The following is a 25,245-nucleotide window of genomic DNA, read 5'->3' on the forward strand; positions in this document are numbered from 1 at the left end:
GTCAACCTCCCGTGATGGGTTCGAATGTGGTGATCTGGTCTCCGCTGGACAGCACGGTCTGTCCGCGCGTCCCGCGTGCGATGTGCTGGCCGTTCAGGGCAGTGGCAATCACGCCAGGTCCATCCGGTTGCATTCCGGCGGCCGGAAGCGCCAACGCCTCCTGAAGTGAACAGCCGGCAGGCACCGCCAGTGGCCGACCGTTGATGTGGACGATGATGGTGTCCGTGAGAGTGGTGGTCATCCTGCGATTCCTGAGCCCTGGATGGCGCGCGCCGTCATGGCGGGCGCGATCATCCAGCCGTGGCGAAAGAGGCCATTGATCCGGGTCAACCCGGGCGTTTGTTCGATGCGAGGCAGATTGTCACGCAGAGCCGGCCTGAGGTTCGTTTCCGTGTGTACCAAGCGGGCCTCGGCCAAGCCGGGCAGGGCGCTGTGTGCAGTTGCCAGCAGTTCCACCGTGGTGCGAAGCGAGACGGGTGAACGGTCTTCACTTTCGATTTCGCTGGCCCCAATGATGAAGTGATGATCCCGGCGCGGCACGACGTAGACGCGATGGCGGGGGTGCAGCAGCCGCATCGGGCGCCCGAGGTTCACGTCGGGCGCCTGCACCAGGAAGATCTCGCCGCGTACGCCCCGCACATCGGTGCATCCCACACCCTGGGCCCCGGCGGGCCGCTGACCCAGGCCGCGAGCATCAAAGACATGGTCGAAATCGTAGGTCCCGTCGGAGCACTCGATGCGGCCCGGTCCCAGGGTGTCCACGCGCCGGCCCCAAGCCCAGTTGACTCCAGCCGCGCCTTCCTGCAGCGCCTGCATCAGCTGCACCGGATTCACGGCGCCTTCATAGGGCAGGAACCACGCCAGAGCGGGCCCGTGAATGTCCGGCTCCAGGTCGGCCAGCGCCTCGGGTGTCAGGCTCTGCGGCCGGTACCCGTCAGGCGCCTTATGGGCAATCAGATCCACCAGGCGGTGGGCCGCGCCTGCATCGCTGCGGTGGGCGAGCAGCAGGCTGCCTCTATTGTCGAAATCCGGGGCTCCCGGCAGTTCCCGAATGATGGCATCCCACATTGGGATGGAATCGACGCCATCCTGGAACACCTGCAGGTCCGCACACTCGAGTTCTGCCGAGGGCGACAGCATGCCGGCGGCCGTCCAGCCAGCGGCGCCTCGACCCAGCGGACCGCTGGCGGGGTCAAACACCGTGACCTGATGCCCGGCGCGGCCGAGCCGCCACGCCAGCAGACGGCCCAGGACGCCGGCGCCGGCGATTCCAATGCGGAGTATCTTGGTCATGGATCGAAGAGACAGTCCATTGCTGAAGGTTGCCTATGGAATGATACTGCACGCCACGTTCGCTTCAGGGATCGGTCAGCCCGGCGTGGCGCGCTTTGGTCGCAATTCGCGCCGACCAATTCAATTTTTCTTATGTGACAGCTAAAATCACTTGAATTTATTTATTTATAACTTCTTCTTAGAATGATCGGACTCTTCCATGTGCTCGCAAGCTCGTCATGCCGCCATCGTCCGCCATTCCGCTTCCATCCTCGATCTCCGGGCGTGAACTGCGTGCGCGCCGCGCGGGCGCGCCGCGTACTCCCTCCGTCTGGTACGGCATGTTGCTGGCGGGAGGATTGGGTCTCGCGGCGTGGTGGCTGGGAACCCGGGTTCCGCTGATTGGCGGTCCGGTCTTCGGCATTGTGATCGGCATGGCCTGGCGCAATGGAGTCGGGCTCTCGCCGGTCTTCACTCCGGGAGTCGTCTTCAGCAGCCGTCAGGTCTTGAAGGCTTCCATCGTGGGCCTGGGGTTCGGCTTGAGCCTCGGCCAGGTGTTGAAAACGGGTGCGTCGTCGCTCGCCGTGACGCTGGTTACGCTCGGTACCGCGTTCATGGCGGCCTGGCTGCTGGGGCGCTGGCTGAAGCTGCGCGGATCGCTGTGTACCCTGATCGGCGTGGGGACGGCCATCTGCGGCGGTTCGGCGATCGCCGCGGTCGCACCCATCATCAGGTCCGATGACCACGAGACGGCGCTGTCGATTTCGACGATCTTCCTCTTCAATGTGATTGCCGTGCTGCTGTTTCCCCTGCTGGGCCACTGGATGGGACTGAGTGATCAAGGCTTCGGCCTGTGGGCGGGCACCGCCATCAACGACACGTCTTCCGTGGTCGCGGCGGGTTACAGTTACAGCGTCGCCGCTGGCGACATCGCCACCATCGTGAAGCTCACACGTGCGACGCTCATCATTCCGGTCTGCATCATCATCGCGCTTTGGGTGGCGGGGCGGAATCGGCGGGGTGCGACGGAAATATCCCTGGCCCGGGTCTTTCCGTGGTTCATTCTCTGGTTTCTCGTGGCCTCTGGAATCCGCAGTCTGGATCTGATCCCTGGCATATTGCTCGAGCCCTTGCATGCCGTGTCGCAATTTCTCATCGTCATGGCCCTGACCGCCATTGGGCTGTCGTCCGATCTGCGCCGCATGGCCGCGGCGGGCGCGCGCCCGATCCTGCTGGGGCTGGGTGTGTGGGTGGCGGTGTCGCTCAGCAGCCTGGGCATGCAGCTTCTGCTGGGGAGCCTCTGACCCTCAGGCGAATCTCCACGCGCTTCTTTCCGGCCGGGTGAACCGGCGGCCGCAGAGAGGAGGAGGGGAATGGCGTTCCCGCCGGGAGCCGTGCGAAAAGTAACAACCGATGCGGCTCTTCGCGGGCTGTTCCAGTTAAACTGGCGGGCATGAAAAAATCTCTGCGATGGCTGCTCTGGCTGCTGATCCTCGGCCTGACGGCTGTGGCGGTCACCATTGCCGGGGCGGCATGGTGGGGGTGGAAGCGCCCCGTCCCCATGCAGGCGCCTGTCGTGGACTACACCATTGATGTGGGCAGTTCACCGCGCCAGATTGCACTGGCCATGCAGTCGGCCGGCATCGATCTTTCGCCACGCGGCTTTGTCTGGCTGGCCCGGCTCAGCGGCCGCGACAAGCTCCTGAAGGCCGGCGCCTATGAAGCCCGGACTGGCGACACGCCATGGCTGCTGCTCGAGCGCATGGCCAATGGCGACATGACGCAGACGCGGCTGACCTTCCCCGAGGGCTGGACAGTGGCACAGATGCGAGCGGCACTGGATGCCGATCCTCAGCTCCGCCACGACACGCTGGGCATGAGCGACGCGGCCATCGCCTTGCGTCTGGGCCTCGACACCAGTCATCTGGAAGGTCTGTTCTATCCCGACACATACGTTTTCGCGCCGGGCTCCTCGGACCTCGAGATCCTCCGCCGCGCGGCACTCGCCGCCCACCAGATATTGGAAAAGGCGTGGGCACAAAGATCCCCTGATCTGCCGTTCACCGACCCGTATCAAGCGCTGATTCTGGCATCCATCATCGAGAAGGAAACCGGGCATGGGGCGGACCGGGCCAAGGTCGCGGGGGTCTTCATCAACCGGTTGCGCCAAAACATGCCTTTGCAGACGGATCCCACAGTAATTTACGGGCTGGGGACGGACTACCAGGGGCGTTTACGCAAAAAGGATCTGGAGCGCGATACGCCCTGGAATACCTATACGCGCCCGGGCCTGCCGCCCACGCCTATCGCCAACCCTGGCAAGGCGGCCCTGCTCGCGGCGCTACACCCAGATCATCATCCATACCTTTACTTCGTGTCCCGGGGCGACGGCACCAGCGAGTTTTCCACTACGCTGTCCGACCACAATCGCGCGGTGGGCAAATACATCCTGAACCGGAACTGATTTCATGACGGCGCGCGGCTGCTTCATCACTCTGGAAGGCCTGGATGGCGCGGGCAAGAGCACGCACATCTCCTGGATCGAAGAAATCCTGCGCTCGGCCGGCGTCGAGCTTCTGTGCACCCGGGAGCCCGGTGGTACGCCCTTGGGCGAGGAGCTGCGCAACTTGCTGCTGCATCGGACCATGGACCTCCGCACCGAAGCGCTGTTGATGTTTGCGGCCCGCAACGAGCATTGGCAGACCCGCATTCTTCCGGCCCTGGAACGGGGGCAGTGGGTACTGTGTGATCGGTACACGGATGCGTCGTACGCCTACCAGGGCGGTGGTCGCGAGTTGGGCGGCGCGGCCGTCGCCATCCTCGAAGACTGGGTGCAACGAGGCCAGGGCCCGGATTGCACGGTGCTCTTCGACGTGCCCCTCGAGATCGCCCGCGAGCGGCTGGGCAGGACGCGCGATCAGGCCGACCGCTTCGAACGGGAGGGCTCCGCGTTCTTCGAGCGTACGCGACGAGCTTATCTGGACCGCGTGGCGGCCGACCCCGGGCGCTTTCATGTCGTGGATGCCTCCCGCAGCCTATCCGAGATTCGGACAGACCTCGCCGACTTTTTCCAGGGCCTCCTGCGTTCTCACGGAAGGACAGGGGCTTTGTCGTGAGCGTCTTCCCCAGACCTTTGCCCTGGCAGATCGCCCTGGCGCAGCACTGGCTGAACGAGAAGGACCGCTTCGCGCACGCCTGGCTGATCCATGGGATGCCCGGCGTCGGGCAACTGGAGTTCGCACAGGCAGGAGCCGCCAGCTTGCTGTGCGAAACACCCGAGATGGGGCTGGCTTGCGGCCATTGCCAGGCCTGCCGTTGGTTCGCAGCCGGCAATCATCCTGATCTGCGCCGCTTGCGGCCCGACGCAATCGCTCTTCGCGAAGGCGAAAGCGAGGAGGAGGGCGGCAGCAAGAAACAGGCTTCCAAAGAGATCCGCGTCGAGCAGATCCGTGGGCTGATGCCCTGGTTCAATATGGCTCCGCATCGCGGAGGATGGCGAGTCGCGCTGCTTTATCCCGCCGAGACGCTCAATACGATTTCGGCCAACGCCTTGCTGAAGATTCTGGAGGAGCCGCCGGGCCGCACCGTGTTTCTGTTGGTGGGGCAGGCTCCGGATCGGCTCCTTCCGACACTGGTCTCGCGCTGCCGCCGTCTGCCGTTGCCCACCCCGGCCCGCGATGAGGCGCTGAGCTGGCTCTCGCAACAAGGCGTGGATGATCCCGCCGCCCGGCTGGCCGCCGCAGGTGGTGCTCCCCTGTTGGCGCTGCAAGCGGCGCAAGAGGGCGGCAGACCGTTGCCCTATTGGCTGGCCGCCTTGTTGGACCTCGCCTGTCAAGGCGGTGCGCCGGCGGTGCTGGCCGATGCGCTGCTCGCTCAGGACCCCCCGGTGTGGATCGATGCCGCACAGCGCCTCTGGACCGACCTGAGTCTCGCTGCCAACGGCTTGCCGCTGCGGTATTATCCTTCGCAGGCATCCGCCATCCAGCGGCTGAGCCGGGCCTCGAACCCGGCGCGCCTGGCGCGGACTGCGCACTGGTTGCAGGACCAGCGGCGTCTTGCCCAACATACCCTGAATCCCAAGTTCCTGGCCGACCATGCGGCCCGGGTGCTGCTGGGGACGTTTGGCTAGCCCGCCCGGGCGGCTCGTTGAGCGATACCGCGCCTTTTTCATTTCCGCTCTGATATGTATATTGACTCCCACTGCCATCTGAATTTGCCGGAGCTGGCTGCTCAGCTTCCGGATGTGCTGTCGCGCATGCAGGCAGCCGGAGTCGGGCACGCGCTCGTGGTGGCGGTCAACCTTAGGGATTGGCCCGGGTTGATCGAGCTGGTGGAACAGCATCCGCATTTGCGCGCGTCTGTCGGGGTGCACCCTGATAATGACCCCTTCGATGATGACGGCGTGGAACCGATGCTGCAGGACCTGCTCACGCGGACGCAACACCCGAAAGTCGTCGCCATCGGCGAGACCGGGCTCGACTATTCACGACAGTCAGAGCCGCTGGAATGGCAGCGGGATCGGTTCCGGCTCCATATCCGCGCGGCACATGACAGCCGGCTGCCGCTCATCATTCACACCCGGGCAGCCGCTGAGGACACCATTCGCATCATGCGCGAAGAAGGCGCCGCGCGCGGCGTCATGCATTGCTTCACCGAATCGTGGGAAATCGCTCAGGCTGCCCTGGACCTGGGATTCCATATCTCGTTTTCGGGAATCGTCACCTTCAAGAACGCTGCGGCGCTTCAGGACGTGGCCCGCAAGGTTCCCCTGGACCGCATGCTCATCGAGACGGATTCGCCTTATCTGTCTCCAGTCCCGTACCGTGGAAAACTCAATGACCCGTCGCGGGTGATTCACGTGGCGGAGAAGATTGCCGAGTTGCGTGGCGTGCCAGTGTCCGCCATAGAACATGCAACCGAAGAAAATTACTTCTCGCTGTTCGCCAAGGCCAATACCCCCCATTCCTGAAGGAGCACCATCATGGTCAAGATCGATTCGGCCCCCTCTGTGCTGCGTGCGTGGCTGCTGGTATTCGCTCTGGGTGCGTCGCTGTTGGTCCCCGGCGGTGCCGCCTGGGCGCAGCAGGCGCCCCAAGCGGATTGGTGGTCGGCCATCGACCGCGACGATGCTTCCGCCGTGCGGGGCTTGCTGCTGCGCAATGTGGATCCCAACGCCTTCAACAAAAAGGGCAACCCGGCTCTGGTCCAAGCCGCCCGGGATCAATCCTGGAAAGTCTTCGACGCCTTGCGAGCAGCACCGGGAGTGCGGATCGACGAGCCCAACGCGCATAACGAAACGGCCCTCATGTACCTGTGCATTGTCGGGCAGACCGAGCGGGCGGCTGATCTGATTTCAGCGGGCGCGCAGGTCAATCGGCTGGGCTGGACGCCGCTGCACTATGCCGCGTCCAAGGCCCGCGTCGAGACTGCCAAGCTCCTGATCAGCCACGGTGCGATCATCAACGCTCCCGGGCCGGATGGCACTACGCCGCTCATGATGGCTGCCCTGGCCGGCAGCCAACCCATGGTGGACTTGCTGCTGGCACACGGGGCAGACCCCACCATGTTCAACCTCGCTCATGAGACGGCGGCTGACTGGGCCCGCAAACGCAAGAACACCGCCATTGCCGAGCGGCTGGACGACGCGGCTTCCCAGCGCGCGGCCGAGCGTCAGCTGGGTGTGGATAGCGGCTCCCCTGCGCCGGCATCGCCAAGCCCGTCCGGTGCGCCCGCTCCAGCCGCAGCGCCGACGCCCGCGGCTTCGTCGCAGCCAAAGGCCCCGCAGGCCGACGACCAGGGTTCATTTTCCCGCTACTTCGACCTGGGGCGATTTGATCAGCCCGCTCGGTAGAAGCCATCGCGCCCGGGGGTTCAGGCGGGCGGCAGGTATTCCGGCCTGAGAATGCCTTGCAGGTCAGAGTAGGGGACCAGCAATTCGGGCTGGCCAAAGGAATACGGAGCGATTTCATAGGGTTGGTATTTCACGACGATGCCTGTGTCCGTGAGGCCTACATTGTCACTCGGGACAAACGGCCACATGCGGCGGAAGTTTTCCGGGTCTTCACGGACCGCCTCGTTGGTGTTCACCCAATGGGCGTGGACTTTCCGCACGGCAGCGTCGAAGGCCGGGCGTGCGCCGGGCTGCAGCAGACTGTCGAGGGTAAGCGCCTTTTGCAGGTCATTGCGCCAGATCAGGAACTGCGAGCCTGACAGGCCGTGGGCCATCCCGGTCCGGTATTGACCGGCCTCGAGTTCGACCACCGTCAGGTGCGTGTTCCGGTAGCGCGTTTTCGCGTTCAGGTCGATTTCGTCGCGGGGCGCGGCCGTTTTCCAGAAGTAGTCCCGCAGCCCGGCGACGGTGTCGTACGGGGCAGGACGTTCGTTGTCCAGCCACGTCATGAGGGCGAGTGCGTGATCCACCAGCTCAGTCAGGCGCTGGTGCCCGGGAAACACCAGGGAATTCACCACCAGGATCGGGCATTCGCCTTTGCAGCCCGGCTTTTTCAGGTTCCACTTGATGGGCTGCGAAAACAGTCCTTCCTTCTGGGTCTGCGCATTGAGTTCGGCGGGAACCAGGCTCAGGTCGCCTTTTGGGCCGCTGGCGCATGCGCTCAGAAGCAGTGCGGCCGCCAACGCAGCCATGACCGGCCGTGAGGGGAAGGGGAGTGCGAAATGAATCATCGTCATCCAGTCGAGGTGGTCGTTTTTGCTGTGTCATGCGCAATGCCGGAGGCCCTGCAGCGCGCCCAACCTCAGGCTATCATGATCAAAATCTACCACAACCGCTGCGGCGGCGCGTGATATCGAGCCGCTGATGTCCTAACCATGAAATCGCTTTCCGCCAGACAATCCGTCGAAACTCTTTCAGCCGTCGTTTCGGGAAAGGTCCAGGGAGTGGGGTTCCGGGCGGCCACCGTCAGGCAAGCCCATCTGCTGAAGCTGGGCGGCTGGGTCCGCAACCTGTCCGATGGGCGGGTGCAGGTGTTGTTGCAGGGAGAGCACGACGCAGTGGACCGCATGCTCTCCTGGCTGTTGCGGGGGCCTCCGATGGCAAACGTCACCGGCGTCTCTCACGAAGAGGTCTCCACCGGGCGCCTCTTCGATCGTTTCGAGCAGGTGTGACCGCAACCGCGCGGAACTGGACCTCACTCTTCGTGGTGCTTGGATACTACCAGCTCTACGCGGCGATTACGGGCGCGGCCTTCCGGTGTGCCGTTGTCCGCGATCGGCCGCGAATCGGCAAAGCCGACAGCCCTCAAGTGAGACTTTGGAATGCCGTTGGCCTGGAGGTAGCGTACGACGCTTCCCGCGCGCGCGCTGGAAAGCTCCCAGTTCGACGGGTAGGGAGCCGAACTTCGCACGGGCACTGAATCCGTATGGCCTTCGACAGTGATGTCGTAGCCCGCGCTGACCAGTACGCGGGCCATGCGCTTGAGGAGCGCCAGGCCTTCGCGACTGAGCTCCGTCTGGCCCGTGTCGAACAGGATCTCGCTGTTCACGCGGAAGCTCACGGACCGCTTGTTGACGATCACCTCGACGTCCTTGCCCAGTTCGGCCAACGGCAGCGAAGCAGCCATGGCTTCGCCTTCCGAAGGCGAGCCCCCGGATGCGGGTGGGGTCGCGGGCGTGTCGATGGGGACGTTGTGGATTGGTATCGCGGGCGATCGTGGCGCATCCGCGGGAGCGACCTCGGGCGCCAGGGCGGCAGATGCGGTGCGCGACCGCATGCCGGCGACACGGGCACTGTCCAACCGTGTGGACAGGGCAATGTCCTTCTGGCTGAACGGAGCTTCCCCAGAGGCGGCTTCCGTCCCGGGCGCCCCGGCAGGCCGCCTTGCTCCAGTGCCCGGCAAAGCCGGTTCCGGCGTCTGTGTCGGCGGAGCGTGGAAGGGTGTCGTCGCGCTGGGCACCGGCACGACGGCCGGTTCCGGGAATGTGCCGGCCAGGGGTGCCCGGGCGGGGGCGGAAGTCAGGGCGGAGCGCTCGAATTCCTCGGCAGTGGCCGCCGGATAAGGGGCGGGTCCTTCGGGGGCCGGAATCTGTACGGCGGCGGCGGGGCGCGGCGGGTCAAGCGCAGCAAGGGGCGCCGCTTCGGTGGCTGTGGATTCGCGGTGTGCCGCAGCCTTGATCTGTTTGCTGATAGGACCCGCGAAGGCAAGCATCACGATCATGGCCACCATCAACAGCGTGATCATGTCCAGATAAGTGATGAGCCAGTCCTCGTCCTGGGGTGCGGTTCCGGCCTGCTCCAGTCCCCATCGGTCTGTCACACCGCCGTGGCCGCGACGTTCGCGGCGCAGGTGCTGTCGCGCTCGCTGCAGGTCGACCTGAAGCGCCTGCATGCGTTGTGCAACGGCCTGAGCCGGTTGCAGTTCGGCGGTAATCCGTCTCACGGCGTTCCGGGCTCGGCGCCGGGTGCGGAGCGGGCATCCGCGCCGTCCCGGTCGCGTATTTCATCACGCACCTCGGCCACGAACGCTCTGAGCGTTTCGCGCATCAAGGCCGGGCTGCGCTTCTGGCTCATCATGGAAATGCCCTGCATCAGGGTATTCATCAGGATCAACCGCTGCTCCGTGCGCCGTTCGAGCTTGACGGCGACCGGCTTGAAAATCAGATTGGCCAGCAGCACGCCATAGAAGGTCGTCATCAAGGCTAGCCCCATCTGGCGGCCGATCGCCGTGATGTCGCCGTCTCCGAGCAGGAACAGCAAGTTGACCAGGCCGACCAGCGTCCCGACCATGCCGAAAGCGGGAGCGAAGCCTGCCATCACGCGGAAAAGCTGGGCCTCGGCATGCTCCTTGGCTCTCATGCGGGCGATACGCCATTGCAGCAGATCCATGATGTCCTGCTCGGGCACGTTGTCGATGACGAACTGCACTCCGTTGCGCAGGAATGGATTGGACACCTTCTCCAGTACTTTTTCGACGGCATGGATGTCGCTTTGCATCCAGATGCGGGCGATCTCGCTCAGATCTTCGAGATCCTGGTCAATCGGCAGCCGCTCGCTGTGCAGCACGTTGCGGATCGATCCGAAGATTCGCGTGACCTCGCGCAAAGGATAGGCGATGAACGTGGCGGCTGCAGTGCCCACCAGTACGATGCCCAGACCCGGAAGATCCACGAACAGGCTGGCGTCCTGCGCCGAAAAAATCAGGACGATTCCGAGCAGGACGATGCTGGCGACGATGCCGATCAGAGTGGATGGATTGACGCGAACGGTCATTGCAGAAAACCGGAGCTGGAACGATGATGCATCTTACCGTGGAGGCGTGCTTGCCACCGCGAGAACAACAGGGGTTTTCGGCTCGGATCTTCCTGTCAGTAATTCGCATAATGTATATTATGTAAAGTTACTGAAAGAGGCTCTGATGCGTATACCGGCAAGCCCGAGTGCCTTTCGGCACACGCGCCTGCCGAGGCGCTACTCCTTCACATGGAAGCAGCTCCAGTTGACGCTCCAGCACCGGCGGCTGCCACAGCTCAATCTTTATTGAATTGAAGAAATGTCATAGTTTGAGCTGGGCCGGGCCCTGTTCAGTTGATGGGATCGTGTTTATGCCTTGAGGCGCTCACTGTTTTGTCGCCGGCTCTTGAACCTTGTCTGCGTACTTGATGAGAATGTCTCCCATCGCGCGCATCATTTCGCCGTGCATCTTCATCGCGGTCTTGCGATCCAGGCCCGCGTCCATTGCCATCGAGCAACCCTCCATCATGCCCATCATGCCACTGCCCATGGCGCCCCCTCTACCCATCATGCCCATCATGCCGCCGTGCATACGCCAGCCCTCCCTCATGCCTGCATGAGAAGCACCTTCATCGCCCTGCCCGCCACCGTGCATTCCCATCATGCCACCGCCCGTGGCACCTTGCGCGCCGGCATCTCCCATCGTGGATGAATTTTGGCCTGATCCAGCATCCTGTTGCATCATGCCCGAGCCCCCGGAATCGCTCTGGGTTGCGGTGGCGGCAACGCCGGGTGCGGCCACACCGATCGCCAGCGTAGCAAGGGAGGCCACAAGTATCGTTTTCGCAGTCATAGTTCGCTCCTGAACGTAGAACAGACAGGCCTGAACGGCCATTACTTCTTGAAGAGATTTTTAACAATTCCTGCACTTGCAAGCACGGGCGCAGCGACGATGGGCAGCCCAAAACAGCCCGTCCTCCGCCCATCATCGAGCCCTGCATCACCTGTGCCCGCGCACTGCCGGACAGCAGCCCAACGGCGGCCACCTTTCACAAAGAGGACAATGCCCCAGTACATCTGATGTCATCATGAGCCGCCCCGCCCAAGCTGCACAGAGTGCCGATACGATTCCCGGACAACAACGCCCACAGCCTATCCGTTGACACGGGGGGAAGGTCTACTGGTTCCGAGCTTTCCCACCAACCCGGCTTCAATGGATGGATTCGGCAGCACGATCGATTACTTTCAACTGTGTGAGCGGTTCAGAGAGACGGGCAGCGGGCCGATCATCGGTCGCGATGTGGCGACTTGCGCCGGTACTGTTCCGGCCACAAGGCTTCGCTCAGGTTGTACGCTGCATTGACCAGCCCCACGTGGGAAAAGGCCTGCGGCGTATTCCCCACATGGCGGCGCAGCCCCGTGTCGTACTCCTCGGACAGCAACCCGACGTCATTGCAGAGCGCCAGCAGCCGTTCGAACAGCGTGCGTGCCTCGCCCAGACGCTTCTGCAGAACCATGCAATCCACCAGCCAGAAGCTGCAGGCCAGGAACACGCCCTCGATGCCAGCCAGGCCGTCCACATCCGATTCGTTGGCGTAGCGGCGCACGAACCCGTCTCTGGTCAGGCCTTTCTCGATGGCTGCGATCGTTCCGATGACCCTTTCGTCCGTGATCGGCAGGAAGCCGACGAGCGGTATCTGCAGCAGGCTCGCATCGAGCTCGTCCTTGGCACCGTAGTACTGCATGAAACTGCCATGAGCGGCATTGAAGCCGTTTTGGCAAACATTTTCATGTATATTGCTGCGGATCTCGCGCCAGTGGTCCAATGGCCCTTCGAGGCCGAACTGTTCGGCGCTGCGGATCATGCGGTCGAAGGCCACCCATACCATGACCTTCGAATAGGTGAAGTGGCGTCGCGGACCTCGAATTTCCCAGATGCCCTCGTCCGGTTCCCCCCATATCTTCTCCAGATGACGGACCAGCAGGCACTGCAGCCGCCACCCGTCGGCGCTTTCTGCCAGCCCATGTCGCCGCGCCAGATGGAGGGCGTTGATGACCTCGCCGTAAACATCGAGCTGCAACTGATTGCTGGCGGCGTTGCCGACGCGCACCGGTACGCTTCCCTCATAACCTTGCAGCCAGGGAAGTTCGTATTCGGCCAGCCGTTGTTCGCCCGCAATGCCATACATGATGCGCAGCTGTGTCGCGTCACCCGCCACAGCGCGCAACAGCCAGTCCCGCCACGCCCCCGCCTCGCCCGTAAACCCTGCTTCGACCAGTGCGCGCAGCGTCAAGGTTGCGTCGCGCAGCCAGCAATAGCGATAGTCCCAGTTGCGCGTTCCGCCGATTTCCTCCGGCAACGAGGTCGTGCCGGCCGCCACGATGCCTCCGGTGTCCCGATTGGTCAGTGCCCGGAGCGTGATCAGCGAGCGTTTGACCAGATCGGTCCAGGGTCCGGCCTTGCGGCAGCGGTCGGACCATGAGCGAAGCACCCCCGTTTCACTTTCTATGGCGGCTGGAACGTCCGGCACGGACGGGAGTCGGGGCGACCACGACGGCGTCCAGGTCAGCGCGAAGGGCACGCTGTCGCCCGGTGAAACGGTGAAGTCCGCCTGGGTCGTGAGATCCTTCCCGACGAGTTCAATCGGCGTGTCCAGGACGACCCGATCCGGTCCGGCAATCGCCTGCAGGCGATTGTCCGTCGCGTGGGTCACCCAGGGGACGATATGGCCGTAGCCAAAGCGAAAACAGAGGTGCATGTGCATCCGCACTTGGCCTTCCACGCCCTGAACCAGGCGCAGAAGCTGGGGATATCCGCCCTCTTCCGTATGCATGCAGTCGATCAGCCGCACGCATCCCTCGGCGCAGGTCAATTCAGTCTCGAGCACCAACGTCCCGTCGCGGTATGAACGGGCACAATGCACTACTTCGTCGACGGGGGCGAGACGCCAGCAGCCATTGGCCGGCGTCCCCAGCAGGCTCGCGAAGCAGGCATCCGAGTCGAATCGAGGCAAGCAAAGCCAGTCAATGGAGCCGCTGCGGCACACCAAGGCCAGCGTCTGCGAATTGCTGATGATCGCGTAGTCTTCAATGCCCGCGCCCTTGATGGGGGACATTTCGCGCTGTTCCACCGCTTCCGGCGACGAATGGGCCGCCGTCATGACTGCCATGCCATACAGCCGGTGAGTCTGGACGTCGTCATCATCGTGCTTCGCCCAAAGGAAACTCTGCGGAACAATGTCTCATCATGGTTCAGCCTCCTGAAGAAAACCCCGGATACAGCATCATCCCCCCATCCACGAACAATGTGGTCCCGGTCACGTAATCGGCAGAGTCGGAGACCAGCCAGGCAGCCGCGCACGCGATATCCGATGGTTCGCCGATACGCTTGTAGGGCACCAGCGTCATCAGGCTCCGGTAGGCTTCTTCGGTGCTCCATGCCAAGGTGTTGATCGGGGTGCGTATCGCCCCGGGAGCAATGGAATTGACGCGAATGTGGCGGGGAGCGAATTCCTGCGCGATGCTCTGCATGAGCTGCATGACTCCGCCCTTGGAACCGGCATAGTTGGCGTGGCCCGCCCATGGGATGGCTTGGTGCACCGAACTGATGCAGAGGATCTTGCCCGCGGCGGCAGACACCGAGGGGACGACACCACGCCGCAGAAATTCTCGGATGGCCGCACGGCAGCAGAGGAACTGTCCGGTGAGATTGACCCCGATGACGGTATTCCAATCTCGCAGCGTCATGGTCTCGAAGGGCGCATCCCGTTGCAGGCCCGCGTTGCTCACCGAGATATGCAGCGTGCCGAAATGCTGGATGGCCAGGGCGTACATGCTCTCGACGTCTTCCTCACGGCTCACGTCGCCGTGGATGACCATGGCCCGGCGGCCCATCTGCTCGATGAGTCCGGCCACTTCGTCCGCCGCCTCGCGGTGATCGATGAAATTGACCGCCACATCGGCACCGGCCTGTGCAAGCCCCAATGCGATGGCCCGGCCAATCCCCGAGTTGGCGCCTGTCACCAGGGCGGACTGGCCGGCCAGATCGATCATGTTGGGGGCCTTGCGTGCTTCGACTTGCGGCGCATTGTGCGGATCGTCCATTTCTGCGACCACTCCTTTGTCCATCCGGTTCCGAGCGGAGGCAGCAAACGGCGTGCCCAGGCGATGGCTGAAGCCGTGGATCGAACGGGACGTTGGAAGGAAATCCCGGTCCCTGCGCCCGATCACCATGGAGTTCCTTCCTGCTCCACATCTTGATAGAATACGGCCCACCTGTCATAGGGGAGTAGCTATTCCCGGGCCCCCCGGGGAGTCCATACCAACATGCTTGGGGTTCCACCCCATGGTGTGGACAGCCGCCGCTGCGCGAGCAACGGGCCGGCCAGGCAAGACCTTTGGCCGCGACGTGCTTTGCCAGCCGGGCAAGCCGTGTCGCTGCGCCATGAGATCTCGCTTGCCCGGCCCCTTGTCTGCATGCTGCTCACTTTCAGCCTTTTTTTCCTCTCGGCGGGCGCGATCTACGTTGCCAGCGAATATTTCGTCAATGGCATCGAGTGGTTCGGGCGGCGCCTGAATCTGGGCGCCACTGCGGTCGGTTCCGTGCTGGCCGCGTTTGGCACAGCGCTCCCTGAAAGCGCGGTGACTCTTTTCGCGGTCGCTTTTGGCGACGATCCCGCCCAGAAGAACCTGGGGGTCGGTGCTGCCATGGGCGGCCCTCTGGTGCTCTCCACCCTCGCCTACGCCGTGGTCGGACTGGCGTTGATGGCCAACCACGGGCGCCTGAAGCGGACCTCGTATCGGGTAGAGGTCAATTACAGGCGTCTACGCAGGGACCAAGTGGATTTCCTGCTCGTTTTCGCGCTCAAGGTGGGGCTCGGCCTCGTCGTCTTCACCTTCAAACCGTGGCTAGGCGTGCTGTTTTTGGCCGCGTACGGGATCTACGTCTTGCGCGAAATTCGAAGCGCCGACACGGCGCCCGGCGAGGACGCCTTGGAGCCGCTGAAGATCCGGCCGTCGGTAGCGGAACCTTCCCTGGGCTGGGCCGCCCTGCAGACGGTACTGGCGGTGATCGTCATCGCCATTGCGTCGCACACGTTCGTCGCGCAGCTGGGGGCGTTGGGTCGGGCATTCCACTGGTCGCCTCAGTTGGTCGCCCTGATTCTGAGCCCCGTGGCAACGGAACTGCCGGAGACCATGAACGCGCTCATCTGGGTGCGTCAGGGCAAGGAACGGCTGGCGCTGGCGAACATTTCCGGGGCCATGATGATCCAGGCCACCATCCCGAGCGCGCTCGGCATCTTCTTCACGCCATGGCATTTCGACGGACCTTTGATTGTGTCCGGACTCGTCACCATGGCCGCGATTGCATTCCTGCTGCTCCTGTTCCACCGCGGTGCCGCGGATGCCAGAGTCCTGGCGTCCGTGGGTGGCCTCTACGGCGTCTTCGCGCTGTTCGTGGGGTTGACGGCGGTGTGATGGGGTACCGCCCCATCGTCGCGCCGCTCGTCACCGGCAAATGGCGCTTCAGCCGCAGGAGCCCTGGTAGCCGCAGTTTGTGCAGAACTGGCAGCCGTCCTTCCTGATGATGCGGTGCAGGTGGCATTCCGGGCATTCGGCACCTTCCATGGCCAGCGCCGCGTTCCTTCCGCCCGATTCAGGCACGGCCGGCTGCGCGGTTTCCGCCTGCACCACACCCATTTGTTCGATCGGATCGCCCTGTTCGTCCAGAATGCCCAGCATGGCGTAGCGGTGGATGAGCAGCCTGGCGATGTAGGCCTCGGTGGACGGGAACGCCCGGGACTTGTCGCTGCCGGGGATTCGGGCCAGAAAGTCGCCCTGAGGCTCGGCGTAGTTCATGAGCTTGCGCAGTTTCATGGCAATCCAGGCGGGATCCACGATGCGCATGTCCAGGCTGAGCAGCTTGAACAGACCTTCGAAGGCCCGCGGGAACTTCCCGGCCCCCCACACAGAGTACGGACGCGTGGAACCGTCGGGCATTCTCAGTTCCTTGACCATGAGTACAAAATCGTCCCCGGTCACCGGATTGAGGACATCGCAGATCCAGCCCATCGTCCCGTCCGTGCCTGTCTTGGGTTCTCGCGGGGCAATCAGCGCCTCCATCATGGCCGAACGGGAGTCAGCCGATGCGGCGATGCCCAGGGTGCGGTGGCGAAACGCCACCAGGCGTGCCATGGCGGCAACGGTCGACGGCATCCAGAGGGGATCGCCCGTCTCCGGATCAGTGATCTGGAACTCCGCCCCGCCGTTGGTGGCCGCCAGCACCTGCAGATTACGATTGAGCCATGGGAAATCGTCGGTGTACATATCGAGGCTGAGCATCTTGGCCACTGATCCCAGACCACGTGGCGGCCGTGCCCCATTGACCCAGATCTCGAAGGGCCGGTTCTGCAGATCGGACACGAAGACCACGAAGCTGCCCTCCGGCGTCTCGATGGCATCCGACGCCCAGCATGATGCACCGCGCGGCAGGCGCGGTCGATTGGGCCAGCGCAGGCTATTGAGCACGGGCTCGATGGTGCGCTCGAGCACGAGACGGCGGTCCGCTTCGGACAGCGATATGGCCTCGGGCTGCGAAAGCCTGTCGTCCTGCGCCGGGGCGGCCGACAGCACAGCTCCCCGCTTGCCGCTGGGCCGATAGGTCGTGATGCCTTTCAGTCCGAGTCTCCAGGCCTGCATGTACAGGTCCTTGAAGTCCTCGTACGGATAGCTGACGGCGACGTTCACGGTCTTGGAAATGGCGGCGTCGACATGGTCCTTGACGGCCGCTACCATCAGTGCGTGGTCCCGTGCGGAGATTTCCAGCGCCGTGCGGAAGTACGGCGGCAATGCGCCGGACACGTCGCCGCCCATCAACCGGTAGAGACGGTACGCGTGGTCCTCCACAGGATAGTCCTGGCGGGTGCCGTCGGCCATGCGTTTGGTGCGTGTATAGGTCCAGGAGAACGGCGGTTCGATGCCATTGGAGGCGTTGTCGGCGAAGGCAAGCGAGATGGTGCCAGTGGGCGCGATGGACGTCAGGTGGCTGTTGCGAATGCCGTGCTCGGCGATCGCCGCGCGGATGTCTTCCGGCAGGCGCTGGGCGAATCCGCTCTTCAGGTATTGTTCTGCCTTGAACCCCGGGAATGCCCCGCGTTCGCGGGCGAGGTCCACTGACGCGCGATAGGCGGCGTGGGCCACTTCGCGGGCAAACCGCGAGGCCAAGGAACGCGCCTCGTCACTGTCGTAGGCCATGCCCAGCATGATGAGGGCATCGCCCAGTCCGGTGACGCCCAGTCCGACGCGTCGCTTCAGGGCGGCTTCCGCCGCCTGTTCAGGCAATGGCCACACCGTGGCCTCCAGTACGTTGTCGAGCATGCGGACGGCGATGGCCGTGACCTCGGCCAGCCCTTGCCAGTCAACTTCGGGGGTGTCCTGCAGGCCGAAGGGGTGCTGCACGAAGCGTGTCAGGTCGATGGACCCGAGGCAGCAGCACCCATAAGCCGGCAGCGGCTGCTCGCCGCAGGGATTGGTAGCCTCCAGCGTTTCCATGTAGTGCAGGTTGTTCTCACGGTTGATCTGGTCGTGGAACAGCACGCCCGGCTCCGCATAGTCGTAGGTCGAGCGCATGATCTCATCCCAGAGCGTCCGCGCGCGGATTTCCCGATATACCCACAGCCCGTCCTCGCGCTGCCGCGCGCCTGCGGCCTTGAGCTCCTCAGAGGGCTCAGCCGGGTGCGTCAGCGGGAATGCCGCGTCCTCCTCCACGGCCTGCATGAACGCGTCGGTCACGCTCACGGACACGTTGAAGTTGGTCAGTTCGCCGGCCGTCTGCTTGGCCTGGACGAACGCCTCGATGTCGGGGTGCGTGACCGACAGGACCGCCATCTGGGCGCCGCGCCGTGCGCCGGCCGATTCGACGGTTTCGCAGGAACGGTCGAAAACGCGCATGTAGGAGACGGGTCCCGATGCCTTGGAAGCCGTGCCCTTTACCTTGGCGCCGGCCGGCCTGATGTGGCTGAAGTTGTAGCCCACCCCTCCCCCACGGCGCATGGTCTCCGCAGCCTTCTGGAGCGCATCGTAGATGCCCGGCCGGCCGTCCACCACGCTGGACACGGAGTCGCCCACGGGTTGCACGAAGCAATTGATCAGTGTGGCCTCGAGGTCCGTGCCCGCCGCCGAATTGATGCGTCCCGCAGGAATGAAGCCACGCCGTTGGGCGTCCCGAAAGAGTGTCTCGAAGTGGGCCCGTTTGCGGGCGGGTTCGACGGCGGCCAGAGCGTGGGCCACCCGCCGCTGTATCTCGTCAATGGTGGTTTCGGTGCCCTTGGCGTACTTTTCCAACAGGACTTCGGTGGAAATGGATTGCGGCTCCAGGCCCGCGATGGCGTCTGCTCGCTTCATGAAAGCTCCTCAGCAAGAGAGGCGACACACACAACCAGTAGTGGTCGCTGATCGAATTTCTACTATCCATTGTATGTCACCCGCTCACAGGGCGGCACTGATCCGGTCGCTTCAGTTTGTGTCGGGACCTGTCGTGCCGTGATAATCGCGCTATCCCCCAGACGGCCGATTTCGCCGCTGGAAACGGCACGATGACAGACGTTCACGCCACCCCGCCCTTGAACGCGCAAATCGCTTTACGGTACCATCCATTGTGTCTACAATCGGCTCCGGACACTACATGTAGTTGATGCAATGTAATCAGTGTCTGATTGCCCCTGCACCTGACTGCCCCGCCTAACGACGGACGGCGCGATTCGGGTCATGCGAATTCGACAACCAGAGGATGGATCATGATTAAGAATATCGTCAAGCGGGACGGCAGGATCGAACCCTATATCCCCAGCAAGCTGAACGGATGGGGCCGGTGGGCCGCGGCCACCCTGGGCCACAAGGTCGATTGGAGCAGCATCGTCATCCAGGCTGTCAGCACGATGCCGGACACGGTGGCCACCTCCGATTTGCAGGAAAAACTGATTCAGAACTGCCTGGACAAGGGCACGTGGTCCTACTATCTGATGGCCGGTCGGCTGTATGCCTCCCACCTGCACAAGATCATCCACGGGGAATCCATTCCGTCCGTTCGCGCGCTGCACGATCGCATGGTCGCCGACCACGTGATGGTTCGCATGGACTACGACGATGAAGACTATGCGCGGGTCGAGTCCTTCATCAATCATGAGCTCGACTACGACACGCCGCACTTTTCGCTGCATTACATCCGCAAGAAGTACAGCCTGCAGAATCGAGCGACCGGCCAGGAATACGAAACCCAGCAATTCGTCTACATGCGCATGGCCATGGCGCTGGCTGAAACCGAACCCAGGGACAAGCGCATCGACCTGGTGCGGCGGTTCTATACCGAGTTTTCCGCCAAGCGCATGTCGGCGCCTACGCCCAATTATGTGAACCTCGGCACCACACTGCGCGGCTTCGCGTCGTGCTGCGTCTATGTCGTCGACGACAATGAGGCGTCGCTGGCGGTGGGCGACCACATCGCCTATCGCATGACGGCCGCCTCCGCCGGCATCGGCAGCCACCTCATCACCCGCAGCAAGGGCAATCCGGTGCGCGGTGGTCTCATTCAGCACCAGGGAAAGCTGCCCTATCTGGCCTCGCTGGGCAAGGCGGTTCACGCCAACATGCAGGCGGGCCGCGGCGGAGCCTGCACGACCTACTACTCCGGCTTCGATCCGGAGGCCGAGGTCATCGCTTACCTGCGCAATCCGCGCAGCACCGAAGACCGGAAGAACCGCGACCTCCACTATGCGCTGGTCACGAACAAGTTCTTTGCCGAAAAAGTAGCTCGCAATGAATCGGCGTTCTCCTTCAACGTATGGACCGCCCCGGAACTCACGCGGCTGTTCTTCAGCCCGGATACCGATGCATTCAAGCGGGAATACCTGCGGCTCGAAGCGGATCCTGCCTTCAAGAAGGAATACTTCAAGCCGCGCGACCTGATCCTCACGTCGTTGAACGAGGCGCTGGAGACCGGCGTGGCGTATCTCGCCAACGTCGACGAGATGAATCGCCACACCCCCTTCAAGGAGCCCATCCACTCCAGCAATCTGTGCCTGGAAATCAGCGAGCCGAACCGTCCCTACGAGGACATGCGTGATCTGTATTCGGACCAGGAAGTGGGCTTCATCACCGTCCAGTACGACGAAGATGGCAGCCTCAAGACCTTCAGCTTCAATGAGCCGCTCACTGTGGCCGTGGTGGATTCGATGGTGCCGCGGACCGTCTTTGCCGGTGAACTCAAGGCAGGCGACGTGGTCGTGGCCGACGCGGGCGGCGGCCGGGTTCGAAAGGTCGTCGAGGTCCATGGGGAACCGGAAATCGCGCTCTGCTCGCTGGGAGCCATTGCGTACGACGCCATTGGCGAGCATGACGACGAGGCCTACCAGGAGGCGATGTACCTGACGCTGAAGATGATCGATTACTGCATCGAGAATTCCCATTATGTGCTGCCGCACGTGGCCGTGACGGCCAAGGCGCGGATGAACGCGGGGGTGGGCCTCATGGGGGTGGCCACCCACATGGCCCGGAAAGGACTGCGCTACGACACCAAGGAAGGCCGCGAGGAGCTGCATCGCATCGCCGAGCGCCACATGTACCATGCCATCCGGGCATCGCTTCGGATCGCGAAGGAACGAGGCGTCGCTCGCTGGATGCACAAGACCCGGTGGCCGGACGGCTGGCTGCCCATCGACACCTACAACCGAAACGTGGACGAGCTGGGCGACTTCCACTACCAGTACGATTGGGAGGCCCTGCGTGCCGAGATCGTGCAAAACGGCGGCATCGGACACTCGTGCCTGATCGCCTACATGCCCGGTGAATCTTCATCCAAGGCGCTGGGCAAGCCCAACTCCATTTATCCGGTTCGCGACGTCACCCTGAACAAGACCGACGGCTCCGTCACCATCCGCTGGGCCGCACCCGGCGGGGACGATCCGAGCTTCCACTATCAATCGGCCTGGGACGTCTCGGAGGTCGACATGATCAAGGCCTATGCCGTGTTCCAGAAATTCACCGATCAGGGGATTTCGGCCGACCTCTGGCGCCGCATCAAGGACGACGACAAGGTTTCCAGCAGCGAGCTGCTCACCCATTACTTCACCATGGTGAAGTACGGCATGAAGACGCGCTACTACTACAACTCGAACGTCGCTTCAGACAAGTCGCTCGAAAACGCCGGCAGCATCAACGGCGGCGTCGACAAGGTCGAGTGCGAAGCCTGCACGATGTGATTTCCACGGGTCGCGGCGGTCGTCCGCCGTGGCTTTCCTTCCCGATTGCACTGGTACCACCGCACAATGAGCGCCCCACTTCCCTCCAAGATCTTCAACACTGAAAAGACCGATTACGCCTTCCCCGAAATCATTCTGGGCCAGGATCTTGGCCTGTTCGATACCATCAATAAGTTCTACCCCGAGATCTGGAAACTGTATAAAACGCTGAAGAACCAGGACTGGGACGAGAACGAATTCGATTACTCCAGTTGCAATGTGCAGTTCAAGATCTGCGACCGGCACACCTACGACATGATGGTGAAGACGCTGGCCTGGCAGTGGGAGGCAGACAGCGTGGCCTCCCGTTCGCTGGCTGCCGTGATGGCGCCGGTCTGCACCAGCTCCGAAGCCTGGTCGGGTTGGGTGGAGATCACCAAGAACGAAATCGTTCACGCGGCGACCTATTCCGAGATTGTGCGCAACAGCTTTGACAATCCGGACGACATCTTGTCCGAGATTCTCTCGGTCAAGGAAGCCATCAGCCGCTTGCGGGTGGTCAGCGAAGTTTTCCATCGGGCATCCAAAGTCAGCCTCGACTATGCGCGCGGCCAGCGTGCCAACGACCAGGACACGTACAACGCAATTTATTTGTTCATCGTCGCCATGCTGTGCATGGAGCGCGTCCAGTTCCTGGCATCGTTTGCGGTGACCTTCGGTATTTGCGATGGGACGGGCCTCTTCCAGCCCATTGGCAAAGCGATCCAGAAGATCGCGCAGGACGAATTCGAGGTCCACGTGCAATATGGCAAGGAAGTGCTGCGCGCCATGTTCAAGACGGAGCGCGGGCGCGTGGCGTTCGAGCAGAACCGGGAAAAGATCGTCCAGATCCTGAACGAGGTCAACGCCAGCGAAATCGAGTGGACCGACTACGCCTTTTCAGAAGGGCGCGAACTGACCGGCGTGACGTCCGACATGATGAAGGACTGGGTCCACTTCAGTTCCACCGACGTGGCCAAGTTCTTCGGCCTGGAAGATGCGGTCGCGTTCCCCATCATCGAGGAAAACCCGCTGAAATACATGGAGAACTGGCTCAACATGAGCAAGGTCCAGGCCTCCAACCAGGAAGAAGACACCGCCCAGTACAAGGTCGGCGTGATGAAGCGCGACGACGAGAACGAGATCTTCGCGGTGGACTTCTGACGCAATGCCCGGCCGGGATCTTTCCCAGCCGGCCTTCGGTGCGGCTCCAGGCCATCGGCCAGGTTCGTACGCTCCACTCTTTTGCAGCAACCAACCTCAAGGACACCTTTATGCCAGTGACCGTCTATTCGAAGCCTAACTGCCCCCAATGCGAACTGACCAAACGCGACATGGACATTCTCGGCATCGAATACGAGAGCGTCGACATCACGCAGCACCAGGAGCAACTGCAGCGTCTGACCGCGCTCGGATACCGCAGCGCCCCGGTGGTGGAAACCGACCATGGCATCTGGTCGGGCTACGACCAGGACAAGATCAAGAGCCTGGTGTCCTACTCCTGACCCGAACGTCTGACCGGAAACGGGCCGGTCTCGCTGGAACGGGGGCCGGCCCGTTGTTGTCTGTGACGCGTCGAGGTCAGGCCTTCGCCGCGGGCGGCAGCTCCAGATGGACCGTGATCGCCAAGCGATTCCATGCGTTGATGGCGCAGATTCCCATCAAAAGCTGAACCGTTTCCTGTTCACTGAAGGCGGATTGCACCCGTTGCCAGGTCGCATCGGTCACACCCTGTTCACCAATGCGGGTGACTTCCTCGGTCAGCGCCAGGGCGGCCTGCTCGCGGGCCGAATACAGCGCCGGCGCTTCGTGCCATCCCGAGACGACATCGAGCTTGCGCTGATCCACTCCGGCAGCGCGGGCCTCCTGCCCATGCATGTCCAGACAGTAGGCGCAGCCATTGATCTGGGAGGCCCTGAATTTCATCAAACCGATCAGGGCCTCTCCGAGAGAACCCGAGTGGACGTACTTTTCGAGCGCCATCATGGGTTTGTAGGCTTCAGGATCCACCTTCCGGATGTCAAGCCGCTGGGCAATCGTCATCATGCAACTCCTTTTCATCTTTGGATCAATAACAGGTCGAGTATAAGTCCCGGCCCGCGGCGACGTGGCGGCCGGCGGGACACAATGATGGCATTTCGGCGCGTCACGCCATGGGGCCCGCGAGGCGCCAGGCCAGCGCCGACAGGCCGGCCAGCAGCACAGGAACTGTCAACACCAGTCCGACGCGGCAATATCGGCCCCAACCTATATGCACGCCCCGACGGTCCAGGACATGCAGCCATAGCAGCGTCGCCAGGCTGCCGATGGGAGTCAACTTGGGGCCGAGATCGCATCCGACGATGTGGGCGTAGACCATGGCCTCCCGGACGGCTCCCGTGGCGGCGGACGCGTCGATGGCCAGCGCTCCAACCAGCACCGTGGGCAAGTTGTTCATCAGTGACGACAGTACGGCGCTGATCAGGCCCGTACCCAGTGTTGCGGTCCAGATTCCCTGCCCCGCCAGCCAGTTCAGTGCGCCGGTCAGGAACTGCGTCAGTCCGGCGTTGCGCAGTCCATAGACGACCAGGTACATCGCCAGCGCGAAGACGATGATGTGCCAGGGCGCTCCGCGCAGGATCCTGCGAATCGGCAGCCTACCGCCGGCGGCGGCCACAGTCGTGAGGACGGCAGCTCCTGCGGCCGCCGTCAGGCTCACCGGGATTCCCAGCGGTTCCAGACCGAAGAATCCCACCAGCAACCAACCCATGACAAACCAGCCGGCGCGAAAAGTCGGCCGGTCGCGGATCGCCGTGGCGGGCGCCTGGAGCCGTTGCCTCTCGTAGCGGGCGGGCACCTCATGCCGAAAAAGCCACGACAGCAGCATCAGGGCCGTGAAGACGACGACCAGGTCGACAGGCACCATGACGGCGGCGAAGCGTGCAAAGCCGATGGAGAAGAAGTCGGCGGTCACGATATTGACCAGATTGGAGACCGCGAGCGGCAGGCTTGCCGCATCGGACACGAAGCCGGCAGCCATTACGAACGCGAGCATGGCTGGCGCCGAAAATCGGAGAGCCGCCAGCATGGCCACCACGATGGGCGTGAGAATGAGGGCCGCGCCGTCGTTATTGAAAAGTGCCGAGACGGCGGCCCCAAGCAATACGATCAGGCCGAACAATCGCCGCCCGTCGCCCGCGCCCCAATGGGCGACCCATAGCGCGATCCACTGGAAGAAGCCCGCGGCATCCAGCAGCAGACTGATGAGGACCACGGCCACGAAGCTTGCGGTGGCGTTCCAGACGATGTCCCAGACGATGGGAATGTCGGAGAGATGAACGACGCCGGTGGCGAGTGCCAGCGTCGCCCCCAGGGTGGCGCTCCAGCCAATGCCCAGACCTGCCGGGCGCCAGATCACGAGTGCGAGCGTGAAGATGAAAATGCTCAGCGCCAGCAGCGTCATGTCTCGGTCCATGCCCCCGGCCCCGCAGAAGGCGCTTTTCACAGTGGGGGAAGCGGGATGGCCGATTATACTGA

General features: G+C 63.1%; 22 protein-coding genes and 1 riboswitch. Of the genes, 11 read left to right on the forward strand and 11 right to left on the reverse strand.

Features of this window, described 5'->3' with window-relative positions:
* Position 1: 1 nt before the first annotated feature.
* Together thiS and ACVCMJ_RS03300 are read right to left on the reverse strand one after the other, a co-directional pair.
* On the reverse strand, positions 2–241 hold the full coding sequence (thiS, locus tag ACVCMJ_RS03295) for a sulfur carrier protein ThiS (protein WP_447080032.1): 240 nt from the start codon (positions 239–241) through the stop codon (positions 2–4).
* Entirely contained in the window at positions 238–1,293 is a 1,056-nt protein-coding gene (locus ACVCMJ_RS03300) for an FAD-dependent oxidoreductase (protein WP_447080033.1), read from the reverse strand. Before ACVCMJ_RS03300 ends, thiS begins: the two co-directional genes overlap by 4 nt.
* 218 nt (positions 1,294–1,511) lie before the next feature.
* Here ACVCMJ_RS03300 and ACVCMJ_RS03305 point away from each other — a divergent pair, with 218 nt between their 5' ends.
* The 6 genes from ACVCMJ_RS03305 to ACVCMJ_RS03330 all read left to right on the forward strand — a co-directional run bounded on the left by ACVCMJ_RS03305 (position 1,512) and on the right by ACVCMJ_RS03330 (position 7,123).
* Positions 1,512–2,576, forward strand: a complete 1,065-nt coding sequence (locus tag ACVCMJ_RS03305; protein ID WP_447080034.1) for a YeiH family protein — start codon at positions 1,512–1,514, stop codon at positions 2,574–2,576.
* Between the two features lie 149 nt (positions 2,577–2,725).
* Positions 2,726–3,736, forward strand: a complete 1,011-nt coding sequence (mltG, locus tag ACVCMJ_RS03310; RefSeq protein ID WP_447080035.1) for an endolytic transglycosylase MltG — start codon at positions 2,726–2,728, stop codon at positions 3,734–3,736.
* Between the two features lie 4 nt (positions 3,737–3,740).
* Positions 3,741–4,388, forward strand: coding sequence for a dTMP kinase (gene tmk, locus ACVCMJ_RS03315; RefSeq protein WP_447080036.1), 648 nt, complete (start codon positions 3,741–3,743; stop codon positions 4,386–4,388).
* Positions 4,385–5,401, forward strand: a complete 1,017-nt coding sequence (gene holB, locus ACVCMJ_RS03320) for a DNA polymerase III subunit delta' (RefSeq protein WP_447080037.1) — start codon at positions 4,385–4,387, stop codon at positions 5,399–5,401. Before tmk ends, holB begins: the two co-directional genes overlap by 4 nt.
* 54 nt (positions 5,402–5,455) lie before the next feature.
* The gene (locus tag ACVCMJ_RS03325; protein ID WP_447080038.1) at positions 5,456–6,241 is read left to right on the forward strand and encodes a TatD family hydrolase; all 786 of its coding nucleotides are present in this window, start codon (positions 5,456–5,458) and stop codon (positions 6,239–6,241) included.
* Positions 6,242–6,253: 12 nt separating this feature from the next.
* A complete protein-coding gene (locus ACVCMJ_RS03330) occupies positions 6,254–7,123 on the forward strand; it encodes an ankyrin repeat domain-containing protein (RefSeq protein ID WP_447080039.1) in 870 nt (289 codons plus the stop codon).
* A 20-nt stretch (positions 7,124–7,143) separates the two neighbouring features.
* Here the strand turns inward: ACVCMJ_RS03330 and ACVCMJ_RS03335 are convergent, their stop codons facing one another.
* A complete protein-coding gene (locus tag ACVCMJ_RS03335) occupies positions 7,144–7,953 on the reverse strand; it encodes an RsiV family protein (protein ID WP_447082747.1) in 810 nt (269 codons plus the stop codon).
* A gap of 144 nt (positions 7,954–8,097) precedes the next feature.
* On the opposite strand from ACVCMJ_RS03335, the gene ACVCMJ_RS03340 reads away from it, so the two are divergent.
* Positions 8,098–8,394, forward strand: a complete 297-nt coding sequence (locus tag ACVCMJ_RS03340; RefSeq protein WP_447080041.1) for an acylphosphatase — start codon at positions 8,098–8,100, stop codon at positions 8,392–8,394.
* Positions 8,395–8,417: 23 nt separating this feature from the next.
* On the opposite strand, the gene ACVCMJ_RS03345 is transcribed toward ACVCMJ_RS03340, so the two are convergent.
* The 5 genes from ACVCMJ_RS03345 to ACVCMJ_RS03365 all read right to left on the reverse strand — a co-directional run bounded on the left by ACVCMJ_RS03345 (position 8,418) and on the right by ACVCMJ_RS03365 (position 14,560).
* Complete coding sequence (locus ACVCMJ_RS03345; protein WP_447080042.1) at positions 8,418–9,665, reverse strand: OmpA family protein; 1,248 nt, start codon at positions 9,663–9,665, stop codon at positions 8,418–8,420.
* Positions 9,662–10,495 (reverse strand): motility protein A, encoded by an 834-nt coding sequence (locus ACVCMJ_RS03350; RefSeq protein ID WP_447080043.1) that lies wholly within the window; start codon positions 10,493–10,495, stop codon positions 9,662–9,664. The genes ACVCMJ_RS03345 and ACVCMJ_RS03350 overlap by 4 nt, the downstream gene beginning before the upstream one ends.
* Before the next feature lie 346 nt (positions 10,496–10,841).
* Positions 10,842–11,309: a hypothetical protein gene (locus tag ACVCMJ_RS03355; RefSeq protein ID WP_447080044.1), complete on the reverse strand. Its 468-nt coding sequence runs from the start codon at positions 11,307–11,309 to the stop codon at positions 10,842–10,844.
* Positions 11,310–11,742: 433 nt separating this feature from the next.
* The gene (locus ACVCMJ_RS03360; RefSeq protein ID WP_447082653.1) at positions 11,743–13,572 is read right to left on the reverse strand and encodes a glycoside hydrolase family 15 protein; all 1,830 of its coding nucleotides are present in this window, start codon (positions 13,570–13,572) and stop codon (positions 11,743–11,745) included.
* A gap of 136 nt (positions 13,573–13,708) precedes the next feature.
* Positions 13,709–14,560 (reverse strand): glucose 1-dehydrogenase, encoded by an 852-nt coding sequence (locus tag ACVCMJ_RS03365; RefSeq protein WP_447080045.1) that lies wholly within the window; start codon positions 14,558–14,560, stop codon positions 13,709–13,711.
* A 167-nt stretch (positions 14,561–14,727) separates the two neighbouring features.
* Positions 14,728–14,842, forward strand: a riboswitch (yybP-ykoY riboswitch).
* A 90-nt stretch (positions 14,843–14,932) separates the two neighbouring features.
* Between ACVCMJ_RS03365 and ACVCMJ_RS03370 the strand changes: the two genes are divergently transcribed.
* Positions 14,933–15,934, forward strand: a complete 1,002-nt coding sequence (locus ACVCMJ_RS03370) for a sodium:calcium antiporter (protein WP_447082654.1) — start codon at positions 14,933–14,935, stop codon at positions 15,932–15,934.
* 48 nt (positions 15,935–15,982) lie between these two features.
* Here the strand turns inward: ACVCMJ_RS03370 and ACVCMJ_RS03375 are convergent, their stop codons facing one another.
* Entirely contained in the window at positions 15,983–18,859 is a 2,877-nt protein-coding gene (locus ACVCMJ_RS03375) for an adenosylcobalamin-dependent ribonucleoside-diphosphate reductase (RefSeq protein WP_447080046.1), read from the reverse strand.
* Between the two features lie 392 nt (positions 18,860–19,251).
* On the opposite strand from ACVCMJ_RS03375, the gene ACVCMJ_RS03380 reads away from it, so the two are divergent.
* The 3 genes from ACVCMJ_RS03380 to ACVCMJ_RS03390 all read left to right on the forward strand — a co-directional run bounded on the left by ACVCMJ_RS03380 (position 19,252) and on the right by ACVCMJ_RS03390 (position 23,234).
* A complete protein-coding gene (locus tag ACVCMJ_RS03380; RefSeq protein WP_447080047.1) occupies positions 19,252–21,711 on the forward strand; it encodes a ribonucleoside-diphosphate reductase subunit alpha in 2,460 nt (819 codons plus the stop codon).
* Positions 21,712–21,777: 66 nt separating this feature from the next.
* The gene (locus ACVCMJ_RS03385; RefSeq protein WP_447080048.1) at positions 21,778–22,893 is read left to right on the forward strand and encodes a ribonucleotide-diphosphate reductase subunit beta; all 1,116 of its coding nucleotides are present in this window, start codon (positions 21,778–21,780) and stop codon (positions 22,891–22,893) included.
* Positions 22,894–23,003: 110 nt separating this feature from the next.
* Complete coding sequence (locus ACVCMJ_RS03390; protein WP_447080049.1) at positions 23,004–23,234, forward strand: glutaredoxin family protein; 231 nt, start codon at positions 23,004–23,006, stop codon at positions 23,232–23,234.
* 76 nt (positions 23,235–23,310) lie between these two features.
* Here ACVCMJ_RS03390 and ACVCMJ_RS03395 read toward each other — a convergent pair whose 3' ends face one another.
* Entirely contained in the window at positions 23,311–23,775 is a 465-nt protein-coding gene (locus ACVCMJ_RS03395; protein ID WP_447080050.1) for a carboxymuconolactone decarboxylase family protein, read from the reverse strand.
* 100 nt (positions 23,776–23,875) lie between these two features.
* Complete coding sequence (locus tag ACVCMJ_RS03400) at positions 23,876–25,183, reverse strand: arsenic transporter (protein WP_447080051.1); 1,308 nt, start codon at positions 25,181–25,183, stop codon at positions 23,876–23,878.
* Positions 25,184–25,245: the final 62 nt, after the last annotated feature.

The organism is Castellaniella sp. UC4447_H14, from assembly GCF_052978285.1.

What these genes read in the sequence shown, in the direction of transcription:
- thiS (WP_447080032.1), bottom strand. Translation starts at nt 241, where the DNA reads ATGACCACCACTCTCACGGACACCATCATCGTCCACATCAACGGTCGG.
- ACVCMJ_RS03300 (WP_447080033.1), bottom strand. Translation starts at nt 1,293, where the DNA reads ATGACCAAGATACTCCGCATTGGAATCGCCGGCGCCGGCGTCCTGGGC.
- ACVCMJ_RS03305 (WP_447080034.1), top strand. Translation starts at nt 1,512, where the DNA reads ATGCCGCCATCGTCCGCCATTCCGCTTCCATCCTCGATCTCCGGGCGT.
- mltG (WP_447080035.1), top strand. Translation starts at nt 2,726, where the DNA reads ATGAAAAAATCTCTGCGATGGCTGCTCTGGCTGCTGATCCTCGGCCTG.
- tmk (WP_447080036.1), top strand. Translation starts at nt 3,741, where the DNA reads ATGACGGCGCGCGGCTGCTTCATCACTCTGGAAGGCCTGGATGGCGCG.
- ACVCMJ_RS03325 (WP_447080038.1), top strand. Translation starts at nt 5,456, where the DNA reads ATGTATATTGACTCCCACTGCCATCTGAATTTGCCGGAGCTGGCTGCT.
- ACVCMJ_RS03330 (WP_447080039.1), top strand. Translation starts at nt 6,254, where the DNA reads ATGGTCAAGATCGATTCGGCCCCCTCTGTGCTGCGTGCGTGGCTGCTG.
- ACVCMJ_RS03335 (WP_447082747.1), bottom strand. Translation starts at nt 7,953, where the DNA reads ATGATTCATTTCGCACTCCCCTTCCCCTCACGGCCGGTCATGGCTGCG.
- ACVCMJ_RS03340 (WP_447080041.1), top strand. Translation starts at nt 8,098, where the DNA reads ATGAAATCGCTTTCCGCCAGACAATCCGTCGAAACTCTTTCAGCCGTC.
- ACVCMJ_RS03350 (WP_447080043.1), bottom strand. Translation starts at nt 10,495, where the DNA reads ATGACCGTTCGCGTCAATCCATCCACTCTGATCGGCATCGTCGCCAGC.
- ACVCMJ_RS03355 (WP_447080044.1), bottom strand. Translation starts at nt 11,309, where the DNA reads ATGACTGCGAAAACGATACTTGTGGCCTCCCTTGCTACGCTGGCGATC.
- ACVCMJ_RS03360 (WP_447082653.1), bottom strand. Translation starts at nt 13,572, where the DNA reads ATGTCCCCCATCAAGGGCGCGGGCATTGAAGACTACGCGATCATCAGC.
- ACVCMJ_RS03365 (WP_447080045.1), bottom strand. Translation starts at nt 14,560, where the DNA reads ATGGACGATCCGCACAATGCGCCGCAAGTCGAAGCACGCAAGGCCCCC.
- ACVCMJ_RS03370 (WP_447082654.1), top strand. Translation starts at nt 14,933, where the DNA reads ATGCTGCTCACTTTCAGCCTTTTTTTCCTCTCGGCGGGCGCGATCTAC.
- ACVCMJ_RS03375 (WP_447080046.1), bottom strand. Translation starts at nt 18,859, where the DNA reads ATGAAGCGAGCAGACGCCATCGCGGGCCTGGAGCCGCAATCCATTTCC.
- ACVCMJ_RS03380 (WP_447080047.1), top strand. Translation starts at nt 19,252, where the DNA reads ATGATTAAGAATATCGTCAAGCGGGACGGCAGGATCGAACCCTATATC.
- ACVCMJ_RS03385 (WP_447080048.1), top strand. Translation starts at nt 21,778, where the DNA reads ATGAGCGCCCCACTTCCCTCCAAGATCTTCAACACTGAAAAGACCGAT.
- ACVCMJ_RS03390 (WP_447080049.1), top strand. Translation starts at nt 23,004, where the DNA reads ATGCCAGTGACCGTCTATTCGAAGCCTAACTGCCCCCAATGCGAACTG.
- ACVCMJ_RS03395 (WP_447080050.1), bottom strand. Translation starts at nt 23,775, where the DNA reads ATGATGACGATTGCCCAGCGGCTTGACATCCGGAAGGTGGATCCTGAA.
- ACVCMJ_RS03400 (WP_447080051.1), bottom strand. Translation starts at nt 25,183, where the DNA reads ATGGACCGAGACATGACGCTGCTGGCGCTGAGCATTTTCATCTTCACG.